Source organism: Bradyrhizobium barranii subsp. apii, assembly GCF_011516635.5.
Classification (GTDB): domain Bacteria; phylum Pseudomonadota; class Alphaproteobacteria; order Rhizobiales; family Xanthobacteraceae; genus Bradyrhizobium; species Bradyrhizobium barranii.
This window is the reverse complement of the sequence record NZ_CP096255.1, coordinates 2,878,246-2,897,505: the sequence shown is the minus strand read 5'-3', so window position 1 is coordinate 2,897,505 and position 19,260 is coordinate 2,878,246. Positions and strand designations below refer to the sequence as shown.

Genomic DNA, 19,260 nt, shown 5'->3' with positions numbered 1-19,260 from the left:
TAACGCCCCGCGCAACCTCAATCCGTCGCATCTGCCGGAATAGGCCGCATCGGGCGACTTGATCCTGTCGAGGACTAACAATGCGTGGGTGCCCGTCCACTCACTCCTCACTCCCAACGCGCTCAGGAGGCACGCATGGCATTCACGTTGAAAATCAACGGTACACCCCATGAGGTCGATGTCGACGGTGACGTTCCATTGCTGTGGGTGCTGCGCGATGTACTCGGCCTGACCGGAACCAAGTTCGGCTGCGGCCAGGCGCTGTGCGGCGCCTGCACTGTGCATGTCGACGGCCAGGCGGTCCGCTCCTGTCAGACAACGATCGACAGCATTGGGGACAGCGCGGTCACCACGATCGAGGCGATCGGCCAGACGCCGCAGGGCGCAGCCTTGCAGAAGGCGTGGTTGGAACTCGAGGTGGTGCAGTGCGGTTACTGCCAATCCGGCCAGATCATGTCGGCGGCGGCGCTCCTGAAAGACATGCCGAAGCCGACGGATGGCGACATCAACGCCGCCATGTCGGGGAATGTCTGCCGATGCGGCACCTATCAGCGCATCCGCGCCGCGATCAGGCTGGCTGCTGGAGTTTGAGATCATGAATGGACCAATTTTGAGGGAGCAGGTCGCCGAAGAAACAGGCGTGTCACGGCGCGCCTTCCTTCAGGGCACAGGTTTGCTGCTCGGCTTTTCGCTGACCGGCGCCAGCACGAGCTCCGTCTTCGCGGCGTCCACTTCGCAGGTGCAGGTGGTCGAAAACGAGGTCACGGGTACTTTCGCGCCGAATGGATTTATACGGATCAATCCAACGGGCGCCGTGACGCTGGTCATGCCGATGGTCGAGATGGGACAGGGGGTCTACACGTCGCTCTCGATGCTTCTCGCTGAAGAACTGGAGGTGACGCTTGACCAAATTCAGGTTCAGCATGCGCCGCCAAATCACGCGCTTTACGTCAACTCGATCATAGGCATTCAAAATACAGGTGGTTCCGCCTCTGTCCGAGCGTTCTGGACACCGCTGCGTCAGGCAGGCGCAGTAGGTCGCAGTCTGCTGATCGGGGCAGCCGCAAAGCGCTGGAATGTCGATCCGGCGACTTGCCGCGCCAAGGACGGCATCGTCTTCGATGCGTCAGGCGCAAAGCATCTAAGCTACGGCGAACTTGCGACGGCCGCGGCGAAATTGCCCGTGCCGCCGGCGGCAAACGTCAAATTGAAGGATCCGAAGGATTTCACCTTGATCGGTACGCGTGCCAAGCGCGTGGATTCATCGATAAAGGTCGATGGGCGCGCGCTCTACGGCATCGATACGCGACTGCCGGGTATGAAGGTTGCAGCGGTTGCTATTTCGCCCGTGCTCGGTGGCAAAGCGAAAAAGGTGGACGAGAAAGCCGCGCTGGCGGTGAAGGGCGTCCGGCAGGTGGTCAACATCGATGAAGCCGTTGCCGTGGTGGCGGATCACATGGGTGCGGCGAAGAAGGGGCTCGAGGCCGCCGCCATCACGTGGGACGATGGGCCCAACGGCAAGGTCAGCAACGCCGATATCGTCAAGCAGTTGGAGGAGGAGTCCAAGAAACCAGGGGCGGTTGCCCGTAACGATGGTGATGCAGAGGAGGCCCTTGCTGTCGCGGCGCAACGAGTTGACGCGATCTATCAGGTGCCTTTCCTAGCCCATGCGGCGATGGAGCCGATGAACTGCACAGTCCACCTGCGGAAGGATCGCTGCGATATCTGGGTCGGGACGCAGGCGCCTACGATCACGCAGTCTCTGGTGGCCGCACTCACCGGCCTGCCAAAGGACGCAATCAAAATTTACAATCATCTGATTGGCGGTGGCTTCGGCCGAAGGCTGGAGGCCGATGGCACGGTGCTGGCCGTCAAGATCGCCAAGCACGTCGATGGCCCGGTGAAGGTGGTCTGGAGCCGCGAGGAAGATATCCAGCACGATATGTATCGGCCGTACTATCTCGATAGGCTGTCGGCCGGACTTGACGCGGCCGGCAAGCCGGTTGCATGGACGCATCGGATCGCCGGCTCCTCAGTCATGGCTCGCTATTATCCCCCTTACGTCAAGGACGGATTGGACCCCGATGCCGTCGAAGCGGCGGCCGAGCCGCCCTATGCTCTGCCCAATATCCACGTCGACTTTGTCCGGGTCGAGCCCCCTGGTGTCCGGACGTCTTGGTGGCGCGGCGTCGGACCGACTCACAATGTTTTTGTGGTCGAAAGCTTCATAGATGAGCTCGCTCACGCCGCGAAGCAGGATCCCGTCACCTACCGCAAGGGATTGCTTGGCCACAATCCGCGAGCACTCGCTGTTTTATCGCTTGCGGCGGAAAAGGCGGGGTGGGCATCACCCCTTCCCGTGCGGCATGGCCGCGGAATTTCAGTACAATTCGCATACGGAAGTTACACGTCGCAGGTCGCCGAGGTCGAAGTAGCGGCCGATGGCTCCGTCAAAGTCAAGCGGATCGTCTGTGCGATTGACTGCGGAATGTACGTTAATCCAGATACAATCGAAGCACAGGTTCAGGGTGGAACGCTTTTCGGTCTCACCGCCGCGCTCCATGGGTCAATCACCTTCAAGGATGGTCGGGTCGAGCAGAGCAATTTTGACAGCTATCTGCCGATGCGTATCGACGAGGTACCGGCGGTGGAGACACACTTGATTAAGAACGCGGAGGCTCCGGGTGGCGTTGGTGAAGCTCCGACGGCCATTGTCAGTGCTGCAGTGACCAATGCGATCTTCGCCGCAACAGGCAAGCGTGTGCGCAGCCTGCCGATCGATACGAATTCGTTGAAGTCGTCGTCTTAATCCTTCCCGTCATCCCGCACGCGTTGTAGCGCGCACAGGATGACGGTCGGGAACTAAAGTCCCGGAACATAATGGCTATTGGAACATTCGCGTTCTCCGCAAGTCCAAATTTCGCCTAATGGCGAGAGGCGAGGTTCAGTGGTACGAACGGCATGGCGACGCCCCCGCCGATCCTCGGAGAACAGATTTCGGAGCACTATCGGTGCTGGTAGCCGTTGGCAGGAGCCACCACAGTCATGCATAATTCGAAATCGATTCCAAAACAGGCTCTCGTCGGGCAGAACGTTTCACCGCCTGCGGGCGCCACTGTCAAATTGTCTACAACAGACCTCAACAATTTAATGCAGGCGCTCGACATAGATGTCATCGCCATGACCGAGATTTTGGTGCCGCGAGGCCATCGAGTCGAATTTGGGACGATTGACGTACCCGGGATCCACTACAACTTAAGTGGCATGGGACGTCTATCAATTGATGGCGGGCCGACGATACCGTTGAGCCCTCATTTACTCATCATCGTGCCGCCAAACACTCCGCTCACGATCGAGGTTGACGGTGGAAATCGCCCTCCGAAGCTCATTTCGAGAGACTGCTGGACTCGTCAAGAAGGCATCCTTCGCGTCGCAGTGCCGAAAGAGCAACCAGAGATCGTCCAGATATGCGGCTTTTTTAACGCATCCTTTGGCCAGTCTGTGAGGCTGTTCGGAGAACTCCGCGAACCGGTCATCGAGCAATTCGAGCCGGCGGACAGGATTGATCTCAAGCTTCGCGAAGCAATGAACGAGTTGTTACAGCAAGAGGTCGGCGTTGGAGCCATGACAGCTTCTCTGCTCAGGCAGATCGTTGTCTCGTTGGTACGACGGTCGCTCAAGTCATCCCGACGGTGGACTGAACGGTTCTCGATACTTGCCGACAGGCAGGTCACCCGTGCTTTTGCAGATATGGTGGCGCGGCCGGGAGCCGCTCATTCGGTTCAAAGCTTGGCACACAGTGCAGGATTGAGTCGTTCGGCGTTCATGGCGCGCTTCTCGGACATTTTTGGACAATCCCCGATGGCTGTCTTGCGACACCTAAGAATGCGCCAGGCCGCGATCGATTTGACAACAACGACGATGTCGATCGACGCAGTGGCTCTTAATGCGGGGTACGAGAGCCGTTCGAGTTTTGTGCGGGCTTTTCGAAAGGCGTACAATCGAGATCCGAGCGACCATCGGCGGATCGCCAAGGAGGGCGAAGCACGGAAGGATATTTGAGAACGGGGTGCGATCCGCTCGTAGGCTTATGCGCTCTACGATGGACACCCTAAGCATCGCGCTTCCTGTACGATAAGCAAGGTCCACCGGTCCCCCCACGACATCTAAAGGCTCTGCAGCCGGACAGGTCGGCCTGGTTTTGCCGATTCCCACCGTGATTCAATGAGTTTCGCTGGCGAGGCGACCGCCAAGCGCAGTTGGCTTGCTCGCACGACAGCCTGCGAATACTGAAAAGACGGACCGGATCTCTTCGGCCACGCAACATGTGTGCGCCTTCGTCGCGAAACGCAGTGGCGAGTTCCGCGCTCCCTTCCGCAGACAATGCATCCATGAATTCGCCGGTGACGAGCACCGAAGCCTCCAATACCCGGCAATGGGCTTCAACCCGACTAGCGACATTCACGGTGTCACCGATCAGGGTGAGTTCCAATTTCTTTTCATTGCCAACGTCTCCATAGATGACTTCGCCGTAATGGATACCGACGGCAATACGGAGCGACTGGTCTCTTGCCTCAATGCGTCGGTTCCAAGAATCGACGGATTTGATGAGCTCGATCGCACACTCCGCAGCGTTGGTGGCGTCGCGCAGGCTGGTCAACGGCGGGCCGAAAAAGGCCATCAACCCATCACCCAGGAACTTGTCGATCGAACCCTGATGGGAGAACACCACGTCACTGAACATACGCAAGTGGTGTCGCAGCGTCTGGACGACTACATCCGGAGGCCTGTTGGATGAGAAGTCAGTGAACCCGACGATGTCGACAAACAGGACTGCTGCACGCTGACAACGCGTAAACGAAAGAGGGGTCCGCGCCTTGATGAGCTGTTCGGCGATGCTTGGCGGGAAGAAGCGCGCCAGGTTCATACGTTCGCGCTCTGCTTTCTTGACGCGCTGGTTGGCGGAAAGTCTATGGAGCACAAGCATTGTCGTGACCAAGAGCGCGATCAGGCTAACACTGGATCGCAACGCTGCGATCCCGTTGGGGACGAAGCCGTGCGTCAGAACATAGCTGAGGATGGTAAGCAGTGCGCAGACTAAGCCGACGACGACAGCGCCTCCGCGATCGAGATCCTGGGCAGCTACCAACACGACGACAACATACAGCGAGGCGACCGCGAACTGCAGTGATGACAAGGTATCGACCAGAAAGATGCCGATCGCGAGTACGACTGCAAGAGCCAGGTATCTGAACCTTTCTATGTGCATTGGACGCTCATGGCCCGGTGTTGGTGCCGGTAGTCTGTCGATGCATCGCCTCTTCGGTCGGTCCCGGGGCCAAATCGGGCAAGACGTAACCCGACGGTCTCTCACGGCGCTTACTCGCGTATACCCATTGTGATCCCTCCTTCAGCTAGTGCAGTCCTGTTCGCCGGCGATGCCCCTGAGACAAGAACTTCTTGGAAACCTTTCAACGAGCGGCAGTAGGTCACGATCAAACACCCCGCCCGCCTACCTTTTTGACAAGAGTATATACAGCTCCCGCGCGGCTTCCCGGCCGGCGTGGGCGGGAGGCCGGCCTCGCCTGCCCGCGCCAGAACTCCTTAGGTGCGTTTCAGATCCTCGACCAGCATCGTCGCAGCGTGGCGCGAAAGCGCCTGGGTCGGAGCGTTGGTATTGCCGCTGGTTATGTTCGGCATGATCGAGGCATCGATTACCCGGAGGCCGTCGACGCCGCGGACCCTGAGCCTCGCGTCAACCACCGCTCGTGCATCCTGGCCCATCCGACAGGTGCCGACCGGGTGCCACATTGTCGTCACGACGCGCTTCACCCATTCGCGGATCTCCGCATCCGACTGGATGTGCAGGCCGGGATCCATCTCTTCCTCGATCACCGGCGCCAACGACTCCTGGGCGATGACCTTGCGGATCGCGCGCACTGATTCCACCGCGGCCCTCAGGTCTTCCTCTTCGCCAACGAAATTCGGGTTGATGAGGGGCATTGACGTCGGGTCACTGTCGGCCAACCGCACCCAGCCGCGGCTCTTAGTGTCTGTTCCAAAACATGTTGAGTCGAATGAATCGGTTGTGATTCAAGGTGAGCGGCCTGATTCGATGGGGACGCGCCGCCAATGTGGACTACCGAGAACCGTGCACGCTACGACCGCAGCCGCCTGCGCTATCCGAGCGACTTGACCGACGAGGAGTGGGCGCTGATCGCGCCTCGCATCCCGCCGGCCAAGCGCGGCGGCAACAAGCGTACGGTGGACCTGCGCGAGATTGCCAACGGGCTGATGTACATCCTGAGCACAGGTTGCCAGTGGCGCGCGATCCCCAAGGACCTGCCGCCGCGCTCGACGCTGTATGGCTACTTCGATCTGTGGAGCTGGAACGGCACGCTCGATAAAATTCATCACGCCCTCTATGTCGAATGTCGCGAAAGGGCCGAGCGCGAGGCTTCTCCCACCGCCGCCATCATCGATAGCCAGAGCGTGAAAAGCGCTGAAAAAGGGGGCCTCATGATCTCCATGGCTACGACGCGGGCAAGAAGATCAAGGGCAAGAAGCGGCACATTCTCGTCGACACGCAAGGCCTCTTGATGCACGCCATCGTGCATGCGGCGGACATCCAGGATCGCGACGGCGGCGTGCTCCTGATGGCAACGTTGTTCGGCCTCTATCCCTTTCTTCTGAAGCTCTACGCCGACGGCGGATATCAAGGGCCACATTTCCAGAAGGGGCTGCGTAGCGCTCTGAAGCGCGTGAACCTCGAAATCGTCAAACGCTCCGATCAGGCTCACCGTTTCGTCGTCTTGCCCAAACGCTGGATCGTCGAGCGTACCTTTGCCTGGCTCGGGCGATGCCGAAGACTGTCCAAAGATTGGGAATGCTTCAATCACAGGGCGCTCGCCTTTCTCAAGCTGGCCTCCATCCGACTCATGCTGCGAAAGCTATGCAATCCAAGGTAATCTTTCCGGACAGACTCTTAGGCTGAAGCACCACGAGTTCGAAAGTGATGCCCGAGTGGTCGCCCGCCGGGCCGAGTTGCTCGTTCAAGACGATCGGAGCGTGATAGCATTGGATCGTAGGCTCGGCGGCAAAATCAGATGGATTCCAGTGTGTCACCGTCTCGATGCCATTACCCGACGCCGGGCCGTCCTTCGTGACGAGATAGCGCAGGCCCGCCTTCACGCTGCCGAGGCCCTGCGCGGCAGCCTGATAGCCGAGATCACCCTTTACATAGACACGGACCGGTACCATCGGGTGATCCTGGAGATTTTCGCCCACCTCCGGAGAGTTGACGATCACCGCGATACTGTGTTGGCGCAGCTGCTCGGCTGGACCGATACCAGAGTGCATGAGGATCGTCGGGCTATGGACCGTGCCAGCCGACAGCACAACTTGGTTGGCCGTGATCCTCTCCAGGCTCTTGTCCATGAATTCAACGCCGACAGCGCGCTTGTTCTCGACGAGGATGCGAACGACGGTCTTGCCGGTGAGAAGGGTCACGCGGCCCGAGGTAAGGTGCGGACGCAGATAAGCATCGACCGCGCTGCAGCGGCGCTGATCTCCGACTGTCGACTGCACCGGCGAGACGCCAATTTGGCTCTTGCCGTTATAGTCGGAATTGTAGGGAACCCCATATTCCTGGAATGCCTTGAGGCAATATTGGTTCAGCCTATTGATGCCCTTGGGTAACTGGACCGCCAGTCCACCATCTATGCCGTGATATTCGTCGTGGAAGGTGTCGTTGTCTTCCTGCGCCATGAAGACGGGAAGCAGGTCTTGATATGACCATTTGCCGGTGTCGCCGACCGCGTCCTGCCACGCCGCGAAGTCGCGTATCTGACCACGGACGTAGCACATCGCATTGATCGAGGATCCGCCGCCGAGTACTTTGCCTGAGCGATATGCGCGCTTTGTGCCGTGCTGGGGAACCGTCTCGTATTTCCAGACATGCCGGTCGTGGGCCAGCAGTTTGGCGAAGCCGGCCGGAATGTGGATGAACGGATCGCGATCCATGTCGCCCGCTTCGATCAGCGCGATCGACGCATCGGTGTGTTCGGCGAGATAACTCGCGACCACGCAGCCGGCCGCGCCCGCGCCAACAATGACGATATCGTAGGCTTCCTGGGACATCAGTGTCGCTTTTTCTTTCATAGCATTTGTATCGTTCAACTAGCGCCCGTCACTGACGCAACGCTATCGCGGCTCCTGATCATGAGATTGATCGGACCATGCTTTTGGAGAGTGACCTTGCAACGCCGGCGAGGGAAATCACCTCTCGCCATAGAGTCGATAGACGATCGTTATTGTCGCTCCCCGAGGTCACCCTAGCGACCTTGGCCTCACCGGCACTGGCGACCTAGTAAAGCTGCGCCGCAGTGTCTCGCGAGACGCGCCTAGCTGATCCGAACCCCGCACATACCGGCGATGATAGCGGCCGAGATAGCGGCGCTTATTGCCACGCCCGCGCCCCAAAGACGAGTTGCGGCGCGTCGATTGACGCCATGCGCGAGCAGCACCACTCGCAATCCCGACGTAAGATGGCTTAGGACAAAGAAGACGCCGAGCGCGTAATGAGGCAACAGCCGGATACTCCATGCGTCATGAATGAGCCCGGTCGGGGCTCCGATCGCGAAGTTCCAATCGGTCGGTATACCGAGAAAGCTACGAGCGTAGATGAAAACCGAGTTCATGTGCCCGAGGATGTACAGCGAGAGGTAGGCCCCCGAGCCAACCAAATGTCCGATGGAAGCCCTGTGGGGCGGCACTCCAGCGCCATGCCAGAAACAGGCCGGTGCCGATCTGGAAAAGCATGGCCGCGACCAACAGCGGTTCGCCCACGTCAGAGCGGTAGACAACGCGGCCGACTTTCATGACGGCCGCATGCGCATCGGGGCCGATCAGCCCAAACAAGTGATTGGCTAGATGGAAGGCCACATATAGAAACAAGACCGCCGCCGTCGTTCCGTGGACAATGCGCCAGCGCCCCACGGTCGGCCGCGTCGCAGCGACCGGATTACCGGCGGTCTGTGACCAGATCGCGATTGCGAGCCAAAGTACGGCCCACACGAGTTCGTCGGGGACGGGGTCATGAATCAAGGCCTGAACGACGCCAAGAAAAACGAAGAGCGTTGGGGTCGCTACGCCGGCATAGGCGAGCCGCCGCGCCCCTGGATCGGCATCGGAACGGCAAGCCAGTGCGAGCGCGAGAAACGGCACGCCAAACGCCACGGCCAGGATCAAAGTCGCGGCGACAATTGCGAGAGGCGAAGGCATTGCGGCCTGCGTGCCGACGACGACATGAAAGGCGCGGAGTAGAAAAGGGTAGCAAATGGCCGCCGCCGCGGGAGCCAGCGCCGAATAGTCGAAGCCTGACCCGACCACTGCACCTCGGTCCCGCGGCTGAGCAAACGCGTTCATCTTAGACCTCTTGAATATCAGCCGCCCGATCCGGCGAGGGCTTGCGCCGTATTAGCCCTCCACCATTGGCGCTATCAAGAATGATCCCGGCCCCAGCCCCAAGCGCGCGGGTTCGTGACGGACGGCTGCAGGCGAACATCGGCGACATCTCGACGACGCCATCGCAGCTTTCAGCCAGCTGCGCGTCTACCCAATTCCGGACGCGTCGCGACTGGCTCCTCAGGCGCATTCAAGACTGACGTCGTGAGCAGGACAGCCGCAGCGAGCACCCAGTAGTACCAGGCGTCGAGCCCAGCGAATTTGAAGGCAAACGGTGCGATGACAAAGACCACCCCGACAGCGCGATCGACCCAAAGGTGCAGCCAGTAGGGAATGATGCGGACGAGCCCGGTGGGATGGTTAGTCAGGGCCGCCAAGAGCAGCGCGGCCACACCGACGACAACCGAAAGCTCGATTGCGACAGGTCCGCTTTGGCCGAGCTTCAGCACGAACGGCGCTGCGATCAAGACGATCGCGACAGGATAGTCGATCAGGTAGGCGTGGATGGATTTGGTGATGAAGCGAAACGACATCGGAGACTCCTCTACTTGGTTACTCGAGCTGGTCCTTGCGACGTGGAAAGCGCATCCACCCAAGAGGGCGATTACGCGATACTGTGCCGGCAAGCACTCCGTCACGGGCCAGCCCATTAGATGAGCAGTAAGGGTACGCCAGCACGCCAACCATTAGAAATGCCCGGTCGTTATCGTTTCCATGCCACTCGCCCGGCGCCATGGAAGCGGTTTAGTGTCGCGCGTCGACCGCGAGTTCGAGGGCGGTGCTTCAGTTTCCGGCTGTGGAGGTCAGGGACGGCTTGGGAAGATCGCTCGGGCCGTACCATCGTCATCCACTTCGTTCCTGGTCACTCCACACAGGTTCGCGACAGTCGCCCTGCGTTGTGCCGACAGGTAGCTTTCGACCTTCGGTGTTGCGGCTGTCGAGCGACCTCCTCGATCACGAGCCCCGTTTCATTGAACGCCCGACATATTCCAGGTATTCTCTATAGCGGTCCCGAGGTCGCGCGAGAGCGACAGCATTGTTCACTTTATGCGCTGACTTTTGAAATAGCCGCTGTGAACTCATGCGCCGCATGCATCTCCTCGGATGCTGGACACGCTCCACGATTTACCACCGTCCGAGCGACGACCGACCAGTCGCGAAGCCGCGCGACTTTGACGAAGGCATCTAGCGCCGGCGAGTAGCGACGCCCTTGCACGGCCAGTAGCCGCACCTCCCGCAAAACCGGGTCACCTTCGAGCGGTATGGTCTTGAGCGTCGGAAGGCGCGGCATGTGCTCGGGCGCGAGTATCACGCCGAAGCCAGCGGCGGCCATGTGCTGCAGGTGCAAGTCGTGACCGCTGCAGTGGCCGAGCTGGGGCGGATTCCCGGGGAAATACGATTGCCAGATCTTCGGGGCGACGTCGCAGTCGGCGCGCTCCAGCAAGACGGTCTCACGCAGGTCGTCGATACCGATCGAGGGACGATTTGCGAGCCGGTGTGTCGGCGCGAGGACCGCGACGTAGCGCTCCTCGAACAGCGACCAGTCGTCGATGCGGGCGGGCACATCCTGCACGTCCCCGACCATTGCGACGTTGATCTCGCCCTCAAGCAAGAGATCGACGAGCTTCTCCGCCGCGCCCTCTCGCAGCTCGACGTGAAGTCCCGGGACGAGCTTTGCGATCTCCGCGATCGGATCGAGGACGAGCGACGCCGAGATGGACGGGGCGAGGCCGATCTTCAGTGGCGCGACCTCCTTGCGTTGGAACTCCTGGGCTCTGCGACGCACCGTCTCTGCCGAGGCCAGTGTGCGCTCCAGCATCGGAAGGACTTCTTTTCCAAGATCGGTGAGTTGGGTCAGCTGCCGCTCGCGGTAGATCAACTGGCCGCCGAGTTCCTGCTCGAGCTTCTGCACTCCCTTGGTCAGGGCGGGCTGCGTGACATTGCACTGCTCGGCTGCCCGCGTGAAGTTGAGCGTGGACGCGACGGCGAGGAAGTAGCGAACTTGATGAAGCTCCATGGATTGTTCTCCGTCAAGATGCCGCGAGTTCGGGGATGTTGACGATGAGCCAACGCCCGTCGCGGCCGTCACCCTGCGCGGACATATGGACCTTGAGCTTGGCAGACTCGACAAAGACATTGGGCCAAACTCGAGCCATTGAGTCCTGCTCGCTGAACATTTCGCCGCGGGGCTCAAGCAAAGCAGTCAGGATCTCCAGGGCACGACTTCCGAGTGGCACGGGTTTCTCGCCTTCCAGCAAAAGAAGTTGCGTCGGAAGCAGGCGAAACGGTCCGAATGACACTTTGGTTGGCGGAGAAAAGACTGCTTTGTCCGTATCCGAACGTTGAGCGGCGTGAATTACGTCACCCGGTTCGGGAAGCGCAAAGCGTCCGATAGATGCGCGCATTGTGACCTCGCGTGCCTGGGAAGAGCGGCTTTCCGTCGAGAACTCTCGTGAGGTGCAATGTGACGGCTTGGATCACCGCAGTCGATTGCGCACAGGGTCGGGTAAGGTTCGCTTGTGGTTGTCTATGCTAAGCGATCGCTTAGGACCGAGCACGCGGACCTGCGATCTGAATCGGCTTGCCGGATGAACACTTAAGGGAGCAGATCCGCGGGGCCGCAAATGCGACAAACGGCGGTGCCCTCGCGCGGAAGGCCCTTTCCGGTTCAGGAGGTCTGCGGCTGCTGAAGCTTCACATTGAGGATGTCCCCCATCCGGCTGAGCTCAGGAAGCGAACGCGCCTTCATCTTCCGCATCAGGTGGGTCCGATGCACCTTCACCGTGGACTCGGCGATGCCGATATCGTTGGCAATCTGTTTGTTCAGGCGACCCGCCACGACATGGAGCATGATCTCACGCTCGCGGGAGCTGAGCGTGTCGAAACGCTCCCTGAGCGCAGCTACTGCACTATCACTCTCCCGACGGGCGCGGTCGCGAGCGAGGCCGGCCTCTATAGCGTCAAGAAGATCCTGATCACGGAACGGTTTTGTGAGAAATTCTATCGCGCCGCCCTTCATAGCCTGCACGGTCATCGGCACGTCAGCATGGGCTGTGATGAAGATGATTGGCACTTGCCTGTTTGCAGCCACAAGGTCGCGCTGAAGCTCAAGACCGCTTCGCCCCGGCATCCTCACGTCGAGGACCAGACAAGTGGGCCCCTCCGGGGGATCGGCCTTGAGATAATCGGGAACAGATGAAAATTGTCGGGCTTGCAAGCCGACTGTCCGCAACAGCCGCACGACCGAATCGCGAAACTCGGGATCGTCATCGATAACCAAGACACTGGGATTAGCCTCACCCATTCTCGGCATCCTGAACGCATTTTCCTCTATTCCCACGTCATTCTACGCACAATCGGTCGAGGTGAACAGGTATCTTTTGCCTAAGCGGATAGCCGGACGCCTAAGCCCATCGCTTACGGACGTGGTCATTGCATTATCGGGGACGTTTCCGGACACTAGAAATTGCATGCAGGCGCGAGGTATGCCCCCAGAAGGTGCCTGGAACCGGCAATGTTGAACCGAACACTGATATCCATCGTCGACGATGATCAGCTCTATCGTGAGTCAGTGCGAAAGCTCGTAGTGTTAATGGGCTACACTGTCGAGGCGTTTCCGTCAGCAGCCGATTTCCTGGCGTCACGCTTTTTGCCGGAAACCACCTGCTTGATAGCCGACGTTCACATGCCGGGAATGACCGGAATCGAGCTGCACAGGCATTTGGCCGATGCGGGGTACGCGATCCCGACGATCCTCGTTACCGCCTATCCCGATGAGGTCGTCAGGGATCGGGCTCTAAAGGATGGGATTGTTTGCTACCTCAGCAAGCCGGTGGACGACGACCATCTTGAACGATGCCTGCGTTCGGCCCTGCAGTCGGGTACACCGATTGAAGACAATTCATGAACCGTTGTCCACGGGCAAGGTGAACTGAAATGTGGCGCCGCGAGGTTTCGTTCGCTTCCTCCGACAACTTGCCCCTATGAGCGTAGATGGCCCACTCATGAATTATCCGTTTCCTCGAGCACCGTATCGCCCTCGGCTGTCGTCGGGTCGATCATCGCGCGCACGCGCGCGATGCTGTTAGCCGGAAAGCCGCCCAGTTGTGAATGCGCGCGCACCGCGGCTTCGTCTGTCGCGATATAGACGCAATAAATTTTGTCGTCGGTAACGAAACTCTGAACCCACTGGATCTCCGGCCCCATGTTCTGCAGGACACCACAGGCCATCTGTGAGATCGCTTGTAGCTCCTGCTTTGGCCACTTTCCGGCACCGGCGAACTCACGCTCGATCACGAACTTAGGCATCATCGTCTCCTCTTGCTCGTGAGGGCGCACGTTTGCGCCACTCGCGCCCCAAACGCACTATAGTCCCATTGACACTGGCGCGCATCTCAATTGGCGCGAAGATCCGGAAGCTTTGCTTGGTTCGCGTACCCGCAAAGGAACAAGCGGCCCTACGTTACAGGCAATTTTGATACGAAAGGCGGGCCTGTGCGCGGCAAGCCGGCGTCTGGAGGTTGAGCCCCGTGAAGCTGCCTCCCGGGTGAGCGAGGCGCGTGGCGAATCCTTGTTGCACCGGATCCTCCATCGTCGCAATGACAATGGGAATTGTCTTGGTTGCGCTCGTGGCGGCCAAGCCCGCTGGGGTGTTCCCGGCCACGATGACTTCCACGTTCAAACCCACGACTCCGGCCGCGTATCGGGGGAACTGTTCCGTTGAGCCACGGCCCCATCGCCACTCAATGGCAATGTTGTGACCTTCGACGCGGCCGAGATCGGCAAGCCGTCGTATGAATGCAGGTGTGTATTGCGATCCGGTATGCGAGGCTGTCGTGATAATGACAATTCTCGGCACCTTGTGTGGCTGCCGCGCCTATTTCCTAAGATCGCGTCACTTGTCTGATACCGCCTGTCTGGTCGCCGACGTTCACATGCCCGGAATGACCGGTGTCGAACTGCACAGGCATTTGGTCGATGCAGGGTACGCGATCCCGACGATCCTCGTTACCGCCTACCGGGATGAGTCGTCCGGGATCAGGCTCTAAAGGACGGGTCGTTTGCTACCTCAGCAAGCCGGTGGACGACGACTGTCTCGAACGATGCCTGCGTTCGGCTCTGCAGCCGGGCACGCCGAATGAAGGCAATTCATGAGTCGTTGTCCGCCGGCAAGGTGAACTGAAATACCGCGCCGCGAGGTTCGTTCGCTTCAGCCCACAAGTTGCCCCCATGAGCGTAGATGATAGACCGGCATATCGACAACCCCATCCCTGTCCCACTCGACTTTGTGGTGTAAAAGGCGTCGAACACTCGATCGAGATGCTGCGCATCAATGCCGGGCCCTGAATCGCGTACAGCTACGAGGGCGCCTGCCTGATCCTGCTCGGTTCTGATCAACAGCTCCCTTGCTCCCTCTTCAACCGAGCTCATTGCTTCAGCCGCGTTGATAATCAGATTCAGTAAGACTTGTTGCAGCTGAATGCGATCCCCCAGAACCGGAAGCAATCCATCCGCAAGCCAGGTCTGGACCGAAACGCCATTCTTGTGGATCACGCTTTGCGCCAATACGAGCACTTCGCTCAGCGCCGCATTGAGATCAAAGCGTTCCTTTCGCGGTGGCGCTTTCTTGATGTGATCACGCATCCGTCCGACTGCATATTTCAGTGATCGTGAGCAGCGATTTCGCGCGATCATGAGCGCCGAATTCAGACGATCGTGAGCAGCCTCGCTCCGGCCGAGGCGGTGATAGGGTCAGCGTTCTGGCTGCTCGTCAAGGGTGATGGTTTTGGCGTTGCGTTTTCGCATGCTTTCGCCAGCAAGCTGGAGGCGGTGAGCGTTGTGGACGAGGCGATCCAGAATCGCGTCGCCTAGCGTGGGATCTCCGATAACTTCGTGCCATGTGTCCACAGGGAGTTGGCTGGTTACGATGGTGGAGGAGCGGCCATGGCGATCGTCAAGGATTTCCAGTAGATCGCGCCGCTCGGCAGCGGTGAGCACCGACAATCCCCAATCATCCAAAATCAGAACCTGGGCGCGGCCAAGGGTTTTGAGCAAGCGGGCATAACGTCCATCGCCCCGCGCGAGCCCCAACGCTTCGAACAATCTTGGGACGCGGTGATAGAGGACCGAGCGATTATCTCGGCAGGCCTTGTGGCCGAGGGCACAGGCTAACCAACTTTTGCCCAATCCGGTCGCCCCGGTTATGAGCAAATTCTCGTGGCGATCGATCCAGTCGCCGCTGGCGAGCTTGGCGAAGACGGCCCGGTCGATACCCCGCGGCGTGCGCAAATCGACGTCCTCCACGCAGGCATTCTGGCGGAGCGAGGCCAGCTTGAGGCGCGTGGTGAGCCGCCTGGTGTCGCGTTCCGCCGCTTCCCGGTCGACCAGCAGGCCGATGCGATCTTCGAACGGCAAGGCTTCGAGATCAGGCGATCGTCGCTGCTCCTCGAAGGCCTTGGCCATGCCGCTCAAGCCGAGCTCGATCAGGCGTTCGTGGGTGGGATGGTTGAGCATACAGGTCTCCTTGGCTTCAGTGAAAATAATCGCGGCCGCGGATGTTGCCGTGGCGCAGGGGTTGGTGTTCGGAGGGCTCGTCGAGAAAGGTACGATCCAGACCGTTCTGGAGGATGGAGCGGATCGAGGCGACGGATCGCGCCTTGATCAGAATGCCGCGCCGGCAGGCCGCTTCGACGCGCTCCGCGCTGTAGCTTTTGACCAGTGACAGAATGCCGAGGCAGGTGCGAAAGCCTTGCTCGGGATGCGGCCGGGCCGCGATCACGGCCTGGAAGAAGGCGGCGGTCGACGGACCGATCCGCTCGCCGGCGACGATCACTCCGGCGGGCGTCCATTGACCGTAGCGCCGATGGGCGCTGGGCATATGGTCGGCGATGGTGGTGTGGCCCCGCCGGTTGGGCGCGCGGGCGTGGCTGGCGATCCTGCGGCCGTTGTGGAAGATCTCGACCGTTCTGTCATCGATGCGTGCGTCGACAAGCTCACGGATGAGCCGATACGGCGCGGAATACCAGTGTCCATCGATCTCGATATGATAGTCGGGGCCGATCCGGCATCGCTTCCAGCGTGCGAAAGCGTAAGCCTGGTCCGGCAGCTTTGTAAGCTTGGGCTTGTCGAGCTCGGCGAACAGTTCGGCGCGACTGGCGCCAAAGTCGCGCATCTGCCTTGCATTGAGTTCGACGACGAGTGTTTTGATGGCTGCGTTCAGCTCCGCCAACGAAAAGAAGCGTTGGTTGCGCAGCCGCGCCAGAATCCATCGCTGGGCGACTTGCACCGCAACTTCGACCTTTGCCTTATCTTTTGGGCGCCGCGGCCGGGCTGCGAGAATGGCCGTGCCGTAATGGCTCGCCATCTCGGCATAGGTTCGGTTGAGGCCGGGATCGTGGCGGTCGGGATTGGTGACGGCGGCCTTGAGATTGTCGCAGACTACGAATGTCGGCACGCCGCCGAGGAAGGCGAAAAGATTGATGTGGACCCGGATCCAGTCGGCGAGCCCCTCGCTTGGACAGGCCTCGGCATAGGTATAGTTGGAGGCGCCCATCGCCGCGACGAACAGCTTCATCGACTGCACTTCCCCGTTTGAGGGATCGATGACGTCGATGGTGTCGCCGGCGAAATCCACGAAAACCTTCTCGCCGCCCAGATGCGTCTGCCGCATCGAAGGCCGGGCTCGCCCCTTCCAGGCCTCGTACGTCGTGCAGAACCAGGTGTAGCCGAAGCCATCGGGATGGGTGGCGCGATACTCGTCCCACAGCAGCCGACGGGTCACGTTGCGTCGGCGCAGCTCCTTGTCGACATAGCCCCAGTCGGGAACGGCCCGCTGGGGGCTCTGCGACGCAGGCCTCGGCGCCGGGAAAAGCAGCAGCTCCAGGTCCTCGTCGCTCATTCCGGCCGGCAACGGCCACTTCAGCCCGGCAGCCCCGGCTCGGCGTAGATAGCTGTGCACGGCGCCGTTGCTGATGCCCAAGGTGCGCGCGATGGCTCGCTCCGGCAAGCCTTGAACATGTTTTAAGCGGAGAACCTCTTTGATCCGGCGCATCGACAATCTCTGGGTGGGCATCGGCCTTCCTCGTTCACTGACGAGGCAGTTCCTAAGCCGGTTGAGTTGTCGGCCGAAGCGGGCTGAGTTGCTGAAAAGCTGCTCACGATCCCGCGAAATCCGTGCTCACGATCGTCTGAAATCTCTGCTCACGATCCCCTGAAATCCGTGCTCACGATCCCGCGAAACATGCATCCGACGATGTCCCTGGCCCGGTCCGCGTCCCTGACAACACAACTGAGCGCTTCCCTGACCTCACCCAGGTTAGGCGGATTCATTTCCAAAAAGCGCATCCCCGCACGAGCATTGTTGCGTGCAGTCGCGATCGGATGCAGAATTTCGTGAGAGAGCGAGGCTGCCAATTCTCCCATCATGCTCACGCGGTTCATGTGGGCGAAATCCGATTGCATCTGTTGCAAGCGCGCCAACGCTTGTGTGCGATCTTCGGTGTCAGTCAGCAGAGAATACCAGCGAACAATGCGATCGGAGGCATCCCGGACCGGAGTGCCGCGGATCTCAAACCAACGAAATTCGCCGTCGAAGCGCCTCACGCGTGCTTCGGTCCCATAGGGAACGCCGGCGGCGATCGATTTTGCAAGGACTTCAGCGAGATGGGGAAGATCATCGGGATGTATCGTTCCATTTGTACCCCAGTTCCTCAGCTCTTCCAGTGACTGGCCGCAATATTCAAAGATTTGACGATTTACAGCTTCGAGGTCGCCATTCGGGGCCAAGACCGCAACAAGGCCCGGTATCCCGTCAATCGCCGAGCGCAAACTTCGCTCGCTCTCTCGCAAGGCTTGCTCGGTACGCTTGCGTTCCGTCACATCGACGGTCGAATTCATAGCCTCCAACAGCGCGCTCTCGGAAGAAAACAGGTGATGGCTGGTTCCTTCAAGGTATTTGACTGTTCCATCAGGAAGTAAGATTCGGAACTCGGTTGTGAAATCCGCTTTCTGACGCACTGCTTCTTGAACCGTTTCCCTCACTCGGTCTCGGTCGTCTGGGTGGATGCGTTGCCGCATATCCTCACGGCTTGGAAGGCCCTGCAGCGGATCAAACCCCCAGATTCTGTAGCTCTCGTCGGACCAATAAATAAATTGCTTCGTTGTCGCGCTATAGACCCAATTTCCGCTACGGCTTAGCCTCTGTGCTTGGCTTAACCAGGCTTCGCTGCGGCGCAGCCGGTCCTCGGCTCGCTTGCGCTCGGTCAGATCGAGGACGAACGCAAGGCGGTCGCCTCCTTCCTCGAATAACGCCGCGCCCACAAGCACTGGAACGCGGCTGCCATCTTTCCGAAAATACTCCTTTTCGAAGGACTGAACCACGCCGGTTGAGTTCAGTTCTGCCTGAGTCAGTACGTCGCGCTCGCGCCATTCGGGCGGGGACAGCTCGGTCCAACGCACGCGGCCCGAAACCAAGTCCTCACGGTCATATCCTAAGATCCGTAGAAACGCGTCATTGGCTTCAATAATCCGACCTTCGCGGTCCGAGATGAAGATCCCGATGATGTTGGCGTCGACCAAACGCCGAATCTTCCCTTCGCGATCTGCGACGTCGCGATAAAGCCGCGAATTTTCGAGCGAGATCGCCGCCTGCGACGCAAGCACCCTCAATACAGCGACGCGATCAGGCGTAAAGACTCCGGGTGTCAGATTGTTCTCCAGGTAGAGAATGCCTGTAAGCTTTCCCTGGTTGATTAACGGCAAACAGAGAATAGAACGGAGATGACTCTCAGAGCCTGA

17 protein-coding genes and 3 pseudogenes are annotated in these 19,260 nt (G+C 59.7%); 5 read left to right on the top strand and 15 right to left on the bottom strand.

Going from position 1 to position 19,260, the window contains the following annotated elements:
- The first annotated feature begins 135 nt into the window (after positions 1 to 135).
- The 3 genes from HAP41_RS13820 (at position 136) to HAP41_RS13810 (ending at position 4,062) form a co-directional block, all read left to right on the top strand.
- On the top strand, positions 136 to 591 hold the full coding sequence (locus tag HAP41_RS13820; RefSeq protein WP_166100991.1) for a (2Fe-2S)-binding protein: 456 nt from the start codon (positions 136 to 138) through the stop codon (positions 589 to 591).
- Positions 592 to 595: 4 nt separating this feature from the next.
- Positions 596 to 2,809, top strand: coding sequence for a xanthine dehydrogenase family protein molybdopterin-binding subunit (locus HAP41_RS13815; protein ID WP_166100995.1), 2,214 nt, complete (start codon positions 596 to 598; stop codon positions 2,807 to 2,809).
- Between the two features lie 236 nt (positions 2,810 to 3,045).
- A complete protein-coding gene (locus tag HAP41_RS13810) occupies positions 3,046 to 4,062 on the top strand; it encodes a helix-turn-helix transcriptional regulator (RefSeq protein WP_166101000.1) in 1,017 nt (338 codons plus the stop codon).
- 49 nt (positions 4,063 to 4,111) lie between these two features.
- Here HAP41_RS13810 and HAP41_RS13805 read toward each other — a convergent pair whose 3' ends face one another.
- Positions 4,112 to 5,269, bottom strand: coding sequence for an adenylate/guanylate cyclase domain-containing protein (locus HAP41_RS13805; protein ID WP_166101006.1), 1,158 nt, complete (start codon positions 5,267 to 5,269; stop codon positions 4,112 to 4,114).
- 335 nt (positions 5,270 to 5,604) lie between these two features.
- Positions 5,605 to 6,003 carry a GMC oxidoreductase gene (locus HAP41_RS13800; RefSeq protein ID WP_248577201.1) on the bottom strand — a complete coding sequence of 133 codons (399 nt, stop codon included), beginning with the start codon at positions 6,001 to 6,003 and terminating at the stop codon, positions 5,605 to 5,607.
- A gap of 129 nt (positions 6,004 to 6,132) precedes the next feature.
- Between HAP41_RS13800 and HAP41_RS13795 the strand changes: the two are divergent.
- Positions 6,133 to 6,968 (top strand): annotated as a pseudogene (locus HAP41_RS13795) (IS5 family transposase).
- On the opposite strand, the gene HAP41_RS13790 reads toward HAP41_RS13795, so the two are convergent.
- From HAP41_RS13790 to HAP41_RS13765, 6 genes are all read right to left on the bottom strand, one after another.
- Positions 6,937 to 8,160: a GMC family oxidoreductase gene (locus HAP41_RS13790; RefSeq protein WP_224580858.1), complete on the bottom strand. Its 1,224-nt coding sequence runs from the start codon at positions 8,158 to 8,160 to the stop codon at positions 6,937 to 6,939. The pseudogene HAP41_RS13795 and the gene HAP41_RS13790 overlap by 32 nt on opposite strands.
- Before the next feature lie 510 nt (positions 8,161 to 8,670).
- The gene (locus HAP41_RS13785) at positions 8,671 to 9,426 is read right to left on the bottom strand and encodes a hypothetical protein (protein ID WP_206706224.1); all 756 of its coding nucleotides are present in this window, start codon (positions 9,424 to 9,426) and stop codon (positions 8,671 to 8,673) included.
- A gap of 170 nt (positions 9,427 to 9,596) precedes the next feature.
- Positions 9,597 to 9,998, bottom strand: a complete 402-nt coding sequence (locus HAP41_RS13780; protein ID WP_166101011.1) for an SPW repeat domain-containing protein — start codon at positions 9,996 to 9,998, stop codon at positions 9,597 to 9,599.
- A gap of 512 nt (positions 9,999 to 10,510) precedes the next feature.
- Positions 10,511 to 11,482: a LysR family transcriptional regulator gene (locus tag HAP41_RS13775; RefSeq protein ID WP_166101014.1), complete on the bottom strand. Its 972-nt coding sequence runs from the start codon at positions 11,480 to 11,482 to the stop codon at positions 10,511 to 10,513.
- 13 nt (positions 11,483 to 11,495) lie between these two features.
- A complete protein-coding gene (locus tag HAP41_RS13770) occupies positions 11,496 to 11,870 on the bottom strand; it encodes a winged helix-turn-helix domain-containing protein (protein ID WP_166101017.1) in 375 nt (124 codons plus the stop codon).
- A gap of 263 nt (positions 11,871 to 12,133) precedes the next feature.
- A complete protein-coding gene (locus HAP41_RS13765; protein ID WP_166101026.1) occupies positions 12,134 to 12,769 on the bottom strand; it encodes a response regulator transcription factor in 636 nt (211 codons plus the stop codon).
- Between the two features lie 210 nt (positions 12,770 to 12,979).
- On the opposite strand from HAP41_RS13765, the gene HAP41_RS13760 reads away from it, so the two are divergent.
- Positions 12,980 to 13,372: a response regulator transcription factor gene (locus HAP41_RS13760; protein WP_166101029.1), complete on the top strand. Its 393-nt coding sequence runs from the start codon at positions 12,980 to 12,982 to the stop codon at positions 13,370 to 13,372.
- Positions 13,373 to 13,467: 95 nt separating this feature from the next.
- On the opposite strand, the gene HAP41_RS13755 is transcribed toward HAP41_RS13760, so the two are convergent.
- The 7 genes and pseudogenes from HAP41_RS13755 to HAP41_RS13730 form a co-directional block, all read right to left on the bottom strand.
- Complete coding sequence (locus tag HAP41_RS13755) at positions 13,468 to 13,773, bottom strand: DUF4242 domain-containing protein (RefSeq protein WP_166101033.1); 306 nt, start codon at positions 13,771 to 13,773, stop codon at positions 13,468 to 13,470.
- 154 nt (positions 13,774 to 13,927) lie between these two features.
- Positions 13,928 to 14,323 carry an ABC transporter substrate binding protein gene (locus HAP41_RS50735; protein ID WP_166101036.1) on the bottom strand — a complete coding sequence of 132 codons (396 nt, stop codon included), beginning with the start codon at positions 14,321 to 14,323 and terminating at the stop codon, positions 13,928 to 13,930.
- A gap of 290 nt (positions 14,324 to 14,613) precedes the next feature.
- On the bottom strand, positions 14,614 to 15,108 hold the full coding sequence (locus HAP41_RS13750) for a sensor histidine kinase (protein WP_224580859.1): 495 nt from the start codon (positions 15,106 to 15,108) through the stop codon (positions 14,614 to 14,616).
- 108 nt (positions 15,109 to 15,216) lie between these two features.
- Positions 15,217 to 15,978, bottom strand: coding sequence for an IS21-like element helper ATPase IstB (gene istB, locus HAP41_RS13745; RefSeq protein ID WP_166063422.1), 762 nt, complete (start codon positions 15,976 to 15,978; stop codon positions 15,217 to 15,219).
- A gap of 16 nt (positions 15,979 to 15,994) precedes the next feature.
- A complete protein-coding gene (istA, locus tag HAP41_RS13740) occupies positions 15,995 to 17,536 on the bottom strand; it encodes an IS21 family transposase (protein WP_166063394.1) in 1,542 nt (513 codons plus the stop codon).
- A gap of 128 nt (positions 17,537 to 17,664) precedes the next feature.
- Positions 17,665 to 18,249 (bottom strand): annotated as a pseudogene (locus HAP41_RS13735) (PAS domain-containing protein); the annotation flags it as partial.
- Between the two features lie 48 nt (positions 18,250 to 18,297).
- Positions 18,298 to 19,239 (bottom strand): annotated as a pseudogene (locus HAP41_RS13730) (PAS domain S-box protein); the annotation flags it as partial.
- Positions 19,240 to 19,260 lie beyond the last annotated feature (21 nt).